7 protein-coding genes and 1 pseudogene are annotated in these 7387 nt (G+C 67.4%); 6 read left to right on the top strand and 2 right to left on the bottom strand.

Translation table 11 applies throughout. From position 1 onward, the window contains the following. The 6 genes from ACRDU5_RS21685 to ACRDU5_RS21660 all read left to right on the top strand — a co-directional run. On the top strand, positions 1-874 hold an 874-nt coding region (locus ACRDU5_RS21685), incomplete at its 5' end, for a L,D-transpeptidase (protein WP_526617049.1). Positions 875-918: 44 nt separating this feature from the next. Next, entirely contained in the window at positions 919-1848 is a 930-nt protein-coding gene (locus tag ACRDU5_RS21680; RefSeq protein ID WP_526617051.1) for a DUF4129 domain-containing protein, read from the top strand. Further along, positions 1845-2330, top strand: coding sequence for a hypothetical protein (locus ACRDU5_RS21675; RefSeq protein WP_526617048.1), 486 nt, complete (start codon positions 1845-1847; stop codon positions 2328-2330). Before ACRDU5_RS21680 ends, ACRDU5_RS21675 begins: the two co-directional genes overlap by 4 nt. After that, a complete protein-coding gene (locus ACRDU5_RS21670) occupies positions 2327-3283 on the top strand; it encodes an AAA family ATPase (protein ID WP_526617047.1) in 957 nt (318 codons plus the stop codon). The genes ACRDU5_RS21675 and ACRDU5_RS21670 overlap by 4 nt, the downstream gene beginning before the upstream one ends. A gap of 16 nt (positions 3284-3299) precedes the next feature. After that, complete coding sequence (locus ACRDU5_RS21665; protein ID WP_526617046.1) at positions 3300-4616, top strand: DUF58 domain-containing protein; 1317 nt, start codon at positions 3300-3302, stop codon at positions 4614-4616. A 1-nt stretch (position 4617) separates the two neighbouring features. Beyond that, the gene (locus ACRDU5_RS21660) at positions 4618-5070 is read left to right on the top strand and encodes a hypothetical protein (RefSeq protein ID WP_526617045.1); all 453 of its coding nucleotides are present in this window, start codon (positions 4618-4620) and stop codon (positions 5068-5070) included. Here ACRDU5_RS21660 and ACRDU5_RS21655 read toward each other — a convergent pair. Both ACRDU5_RS21655 and ACRDU5_RS21650 read right to left on the bottom strand, forming a co-directional pair. Continuing rightward, positions 5054-7057, bottom strand: a complete 2004-nt coding sequence (locus ACRDU5_RS21655; RefSeq protein ID WP_526617050.1) for a M13 family metallopeptidase — start codon at positions 7055-7057, stop codon at positions 5054-5056. The genes ACRDU5_RS21660 and ACRDU5_RS21655 overlap by 17 nt on opposite strands. Positions 7058-7127: 70 nt before the next feature. After that, a pseudogene (locus ACRDU5_RS21650) lies at positions 7128-7387 on the bottom strand (HNH nuclease); the annotation flags it as partial.

The raw sequence follows: 7387 nt of genomic DNA, 5'->3' as shown, positions 1-7387 counted from the left end.
GCCCCCGGCAGATCCGTTCGCGGTGCCGCCGCCACCCCCGCCGGCGAACCCGCTCGCACCCCCGCCGCCGGACCCGTTCGCCCTGCCGCCGGCTAACCCGCTGGCGGCGCCCCCCGCACCGATTCCGGAAGGCACACCCGGGGGCCAGAACCCGACGCCGTTCACCGGAACGCCGGTGTTCCTGCCGCCGTCGTTCAATCCGGTCGACGGCGCGATGGTCGGGGTGGCAAAACCGATCATCATCAACTTCCAGCGGCCAATCGCCGACCGGCCGATGGCCGAACAGGCGATCCACATCTCGTCCAACCCGCCGGTGCCCGGCAAGTTCTACTGGATGAGCGACACCCAGGTGCGGTGGCGTCCCATCGACTTCTGGCCGGCCAACACGACGGTCAACATCGATGCGAGCGGGACGAAGTCCAGCTTCCGCACCGGTGAGTCGCTGGTGGCCACCATCGACAACAAGACGCTTCAGATGGTGATCTCCCGCGACGATGAGGTGGTGAAGACCTTCCCGATCTCGATGGGCAAGAAGGGCCACGACACCAAGAACGGCACCTACTACGTGTTGGAGAAGTTCGCCGACATCGTGATGGACTCCGCGACGTATGGCGTGCCGGTGGACTCGCCGGAGGGCTACAAGCTGAAGGTGCAGGACGCGGTCCGGATCGACAACAGCGGCGTGTTCGTGCACAGCGCGCCGTGGTCGACGGGAGCGCAGGGCGAAAGCAACGTCAGCCACGGCTGCATCAACCTCAGCCCCGCCAACGCACAATGGTTTTACGACAACTTCGGCAGCGGAGACCCCGTCGTCATCAAGAACTCCGTCGGCAAGTACGACCAGAACGACGGCGCCCAGGACTGGCAGATCTGATCATTCTGTTGCCGCATTGACCTGACCGCGGCAAGGATGGAGCCATCGACAAAGCGACTGGGCGTGTGGTCGCGGTGGTGGTGCTGCTGGCACTGGCTGCCGCCGCGTTGCGCGGGTACCTGCCCGGCGCGGACCGCGCCCCGTCCGAGCGGTCGACCGGCAGTCCGGCCTCGCTGTTCGCGGTCGTCGCGATGCTTAGCGTGTCGATGGCGATCATCGCGATCGCGATCATCACGCACTCCCGCAACCGGAAGGTGACGGCGAACGCCGGCGGTGAACCGCCCCGCGAAATCGGCGGGCCGCCGTGGCGACTGACGTGGCGCACCGTGCTGATCGGAATCGCATTGATCGCGGCGTGGCTGCTGATCGTCGCGCTGGTGGCACGGCTGGACGTGCAATTGGGCATCGAGGCGCCCCAGCCGGAATCGGAGACTCCTACGCCCGACGGCGAGCCCGAACCGCCACCGGAGCCCGCGCCGCCGGAGGCCGGCACCAACGTATTCGGCTACCTCGCGGCCAGCACCGTGATGCTGCTGCTACTGGTTGCGGCCGGGACGGCTGTCGCCGCGCGCAGAGCGCAGCGCGCTGCGATGTTGCAGACCCCGGCGGGCGACGAGTACCGGTCGACGAAGCAGTCAGCCGCGTCGGATTCACTCGCCCGGGCAGCAGAACTCGGGCTGGCCGAGATCGAGGACCTCAGCCGCGAGCCGCGAGCCGCCATCATCGCGTGTTACGCGGCGATGGAACGCGAACTCGAAAAGGCTCCGGAGGCCGTTCCTCAGGACTCCGATACGCCGTCGGAGGTGCTGGCCCGTGCCGTCGAACACCATGCGCTGCACACCGACAGTGCCACGGAGCTGGTTGATTTGTTCGAAGAGGCGCGGTTCAGCCCACACGTGATGACGGAGGAACATCGCGAGGTGGCGCTGCGCGTGCTGCAGCTCGTTCTCGACGATCTGCGGAGCGCTGTATGAAAAGGCTTGTGGCAGCGGGCATTTGCTTAGTGGTGGGAACCGAGCTACTTGCGCTGTTCATGCCCGATCGCCGGTTCGTGCTGGTGGCCACGGGCATCGCGGTGGCTCTGGTGTTGCTGGCGCTACGTTGGTTTATGGTGCGCGGAATCAATCCCGAACCGGCCGCCGACGAAACCAATGATCCCGAGGAATCGTTGCGCCGCTGGCTGTCTCGCACCCAGACGCAGATCTCATGGTCGGAGTCCACCCGATTGGACTGGGATCGGCATCTGCGTCCCATGCTGGCCCGGCAGTTCGGCATCGCAACCGGCCAGAAGCAGAACAAGGATCCGGAAGCCTTCCGGGCCACCGGCCGGATGCTGTTCGGCGACGAACTATGGGCCTGGGTCGATCCGCAGAACATCGCGCGAACCAACGCCCAGGTTCCCGGACCCGGGCGGTCCGCACTCGACGAGATACTGCGACGATTGGAGCAGGTATGACGATGCCGGCGGCGACGACCACCGCCCACTGCGAGGCAGTTCTCGACGAAATCGGACGTGTCGTGGTCGGGAAGCGCTGGGCGCTCACCCTGATTCTCACCAGCGTGCTGGCCCGCGGCCATGTGCTGATCGAGGATCTTCCCGGCCTCGGCAAGACGTTGATTGCCCGATCCTTCGCCGCCACACTGGGACTCGAGTTCACCCGCGTGCAGTTCACGCCCGACCTGCTGCCCGCGGATCTGCTGGGCTCCACGGTGTATGACATGCAGTCCGGTCGCTTCGAGTTCCGGCCGGGGCCGATCTTCACCAACCTGCTGCTCGCCGACGAGATCAACCGGACACCGCCCAAGACCCAGGCCGCTCTGCTGGAGGCGATGGCCGAGAATCAGGTGAGCATCGACGGTGTCACCCACCCGCTGCCCGGCCCCTTCGTGGTGCTGGCCACCGACAACCCGATCGAGTACGAAGGCACCTACCCGCTACCCGAGGCGCAGTTGGACCGGTTCGCGATCAGGCTCGAACTGCGCTATCTGTCCGAGCAGGAAGAGGCCTCGATGCTGCGCCGCCGCCTCGATCGGGGTTCGGCCGAGCCGACGGTGCATCAGGTGGTGGACGCCCACGATCTGGTGGCCATGCGGGAGTCGGTGGAACAGGTGACCGTGCACGAAGACGTCCTGCACTATGTGGTCTCGCTGGCGACCGCTACCCGGCAGCATCCGCAGGTCGCGGTCGGCGCCAGCCCGCGAGCGGAACTCGACCTTGTCCAGCATGCCCGTGCGCGTGCCCTACTGCTCGGCCGGGACTACGTGATACCCGAGGATGTCAAGTCGCTGGCCGTTCCGACCGTGGCGCACCGGATCAGCCTGCGGCCGGAGATGTGGGTCCGGCGGGTGCACGGCGCCGACGTCGTGGAGGAACTCTTGCGGCGCTTGCCGGTTCCGCGGGCCCGCTAACGGACGGCGCTGCGGGGTGATCGAAACACGCTGTACCGAAGCCGAGTTCCGCTGGCGTGCATCTCCTTTGACGCTTGCGATCGCGACGTGTGCCGGAGTAGCGCTCATCGTTGCACTGATCGGGTCGCGCTGGCAGCTCATCGCGTTCGCGGCGCCGCTGCTGGGTGTGCTGTGCTCGATCGGCTGGCAGCGAACGGCGCCGAAGGTTCATCTGCACGCACAGCCCGGCCTACAGCGCTGCTTTGAAGGCGAACCGACGCAGCTGAGCGTGTGGGCCACAGCGGAATCGGGTGATATCCCGATCCAACTCGCGATGTCGGGCGTAGCGGGGATGGAACTCGAGGTTCTCGACGGGAGTCCTCGTGAGCGACAGACGGTTTCGGTGTCGGCGGAGCGGTGGGGCCGCTACCCTGTCCGGGCCAAGGTCGACGTCATTGCGCCAGGCGGATTGCGCGCGGGAACGGCAGTCCTTGACGCCGCCGACGTCTTCGTTTTTCCGCTGGCCTCGCCACAGTCGACGGCGATCCCGCGGACGGAGCTGCTCGACCGCCTGGGCACCCACCTCACTCGGCACACCGGCCCCGGGGTGGAGTACGCCGACATTCGCCCGTATGTGACCGGCGACCAGTTGCGCACCGTCAACTGGCCGGTGAGCGCGCGCCGCGCCAGCCTGCACGTGACGCAGCGGTTGACCGACCGCGCCGCCGATGTGGTCGTGCTGATCGACATGTATCCGCAACCGCCGGGTCCGGCGACGGCTGCGACCGAGCGAACGGCACGCGGCGCCGTCCAAGTCGTGCAGAGCGCGTTGCGAAACGGTGATCGCGCCGGCATCGTCACGCTCGGCGGGCGCCGGCCCCGGTGGCTCGGCGCCGACATTGGCCGACGGCAGTTCTATCGGGTGCTCGACACCCTGCTCGGTGCCGGCGATGAATTCGAAACCACCACAGGAACACTGGCGCCCCGCGCTGCTCTTCCGCCGGGGGCCATCGTCGTCGCGTTCTCCACCCTGCTCGACACCGAGTTCGCGCTGTCCTTGATCGACCTGCGTAAGCGGGGCCACACCGTCGTCGCGGTCGATGTTCTCGAAGGCGCCCCGTTCGAGGTTGAGGCCGCGCACGCGTGGGGGTACCCCCGGCCGAAAGGCCAGGGGGAGAGCGGAGAGACATACGACCCACTGTTCACCCGGATGTGGGCGATGCAGCGATCGTTCATGTATCGCGACATGGGCACCATCGGGGTGGACGTGGTGGCGTGGTCATCGGATAGCACGCTCGACCAGTCAATGCGCCTGGTGCCCGAGCGTCGTCGGACCGTGCGGGGACGGCGATGACATGACACCCATCCGATGGACCCACCTGCTGGCAGCGGTGTTCGGACTCATGATGGCGGCGGCGGCCGGGGTTCAGGCGCACGGGCCCGCGTTCGCCGCGGCCGCGCTCGGCGTAGTTGCGGTGTTGGTCGGCATTCGATTTCGGTCTGTCGCAACGGTTGCGGTGCTGCTGGCCATGGCGGCCGTTGTGCTGTCCGACACGCCGCCGATGCTGGCAGCGCTGGCGGGACTCTCCGCTGCGGCATACCTGGTGTTGCGGTACGCCGACAGCGGGCCGGCCGGCGTCGTTACCGCGTCTGCGCCGGCAATGATTGCGGCGCTGGGATTTACCATCGTCGGGCTGGTCGCGACGGCGTTTCCATTTCAGGTGCCGTGGTTGCCGCTGCTGGCACCGCTGGCGGTAGTCGGGATCTACGTGTTGGTGATCCGCCCCTTCGTCAGTTCCAGATCCTGACCCGTTGTTCGGGCTGCAGATAAAGTTCGTCGTTCTCGGCGACGTCGAACGCGTCGTAGAAAGCGTCGATATTGCGAATCACGCCGTTGCACCGGAATTCCGGCGGCGAGTGCGGATCGACCGCCAGCCGGCGGATCGCCTCGGCGTCTCGGGACTTGGTCCGCCACACCTGGGCCCAGCCGAAGAACACCCGCTGCACGCCGGTCAGTCCGTCGATCACCGGCGCCTGCTCGCCGTTCAGCGACAGCCGGTGGGCCAGTAGGGCGATCGACAGGCCGCCCAGATCGCCGATGTTCTCCCCGACGGTGAATGCGCCGTTCACGTGATGGCCGTCCAGCCCCTTGGGCACATAGGAGTCGAACTGCTCGATCAGCGCCTTGGTGCGGGTGCCGAACTCATCGCGGTCGGCGTCGGTCCACCAGTCCACCAAGTTGCCGTCGCCATCGTATTTGGCGCCCTGGTCGTCGAACCCGTGCCCGATCTCATGCCCGATAACCGCACCGATGCCGCCGTAGTTCGCGGCGTCGTCGGCCTCGGCGTCGAAGAACGGCGGCTGCAGAATCGCTGCGGGGAAGACGATCTCGTTCATGCCCGGGTTGTAGTAGGCGTTGACGGTCTGCGGGGTCATGAACCACTCGTCACGGTCCACCGGGTTGCCCAGCTTGGTCAGCTCGCGGTCATAGCTCACGGCATAGCCGCGCCGGTAGTTGCCGTAGAGGTCGTCGCGTTCGATCACCAGCTTCGAGTAGTCCCGCCACTTTGGCGGATAGCCGATCTTGGCGGTGAACTTGTCCAGCTTGGTCAGCGCCCGCTGTCGCGTCTGCGGCGTCATCCAGTCCAGTTCGTTGATGCTGACCCGGTAGGCCTCCCGCAGATTGGCCACCAGCTCGTCCATCCGGGCCTTGGCCCCGGGCGGGAAGTGCCGCTCGACGTAGAGCTTGCCCAGCGCGTCGCCCATCACGTTCTCGACCACCGAGACGCCGCGCTTCCACCGGTCCCGGATCTGCTCGGTGCCGCTCAGGGTGCGGCCGTAGAAGGCGAAGTCCTCGGCGACCAGCTCGTCGGTGAGCAGGAAGGCCCGCGCGTGGATCAGCCGCCAGCGGGCCCAGCGCTTCCAGTCCTCGAGGTCCTCGCTCGCCCACGCCGCGGCGAACGCCGTCAGGTAGTCCGGCTGGCGCACCACCAGCTCGGCCGCCGCCTCGGGGGTGCTGCCCAGCGCGGTGACCCAGCCGGCCCAGTCGAAGCCGGGGGCTTCCGACGGCAGCCCGGCGAAGGTGCGCAGGTTATAGGCCAGATCGGCGTCGCGGCGCTTGACCACGTCCCAGTGCCCGGCGGCCAGCTTGGACTCCAGTGCGACGATCCGCTCGGCGGTCGCCTGCCATTCGTTCGGCTGCGGCTCCTCGCCGTACACCAGGGCGAACATCTTCGCGATGTGGCGGGGGTACGCGGCCAGGATTTCGGCGTGCTGCTCGTCGCGGTAGTACGACTCGTCGAGCAACCCGAGCCCAGACTGGTTCAGGTGCAGCAGGTAGCGGGTGGAGTCCTTGGAATCGGTGTCGACGTAGGCGCCGGTCCCCCCGCCCACCCCGGTCCGCTGCAGCCCGCCGAGCACCGCGGCCAGCTGAGTGGCGTCGGCGGCGGCGTCGACGGTCGCCAGTTCGTCGAGCAGCGGTTGCACACCGATCCGCTCGACCGTGTCGGAGCCCATGAAGCTGGCGTACAGGTCGCCGATGCGCTGCTGGTCGGTGTCCGTCTCCGCATCGGCGTCGGCCGCCGCGCTGCCTGATGTCGCCGCCACAGCGGCTCCGGTGATCAGGTCGCGCACCTGCTCTTCGGCGCGGTCGAACAGCGAGCGGAACGCGCCGTCGGTGGCGCGGTCGGCGGGGATCTGGTATTCGGCCAGCCAGCGGCCGTTCACGTGGCCGAACAGGTCATCTTGCGGGCGGGCATCGGGGTCGACGTGGCTCAGGTCGATACCTGATTTGATTGTCGCTGCCGCTCCGCCGCGAATCGCTTCTACCGTCACCCGGCCATCCTCCCAGAAGTGAGGAAGTCAGCTAGCCCTGGTCGTCTTCGTCGAGTTCGTTGAGGAGTTCATCGGGGTGGTGGGCGAGGTTGATCTCGGGTGGGCCGGTGCTGTCGGACCAGGCGAGTCGGCCGGTGTCGGTGACGGTGGTCTGTACGACGCCCTTGCTGACCAGTGTGTGGTCGGGTCCGCAGCCGAAGAACAGGCAATCGGCATCGGTGCGCCCGCCGCTGGCCCAGTCGGGGTCGTGGTGGGCTTCGCAGTGATAGCCGGGTTCCAGGCAGTTCGGGC

It is taken from the genome of Mycobacterium sp., from assembly GCF_050701515.1.
Lineage (GTDB): Bacteria > Actinomycetota > Actinomycetes > Mycobacteriales > Mycobacteriaceae > Mycobacterium.
This window is presented reverse-complemented; position numbering and strand designations above follow the sequence as displayed.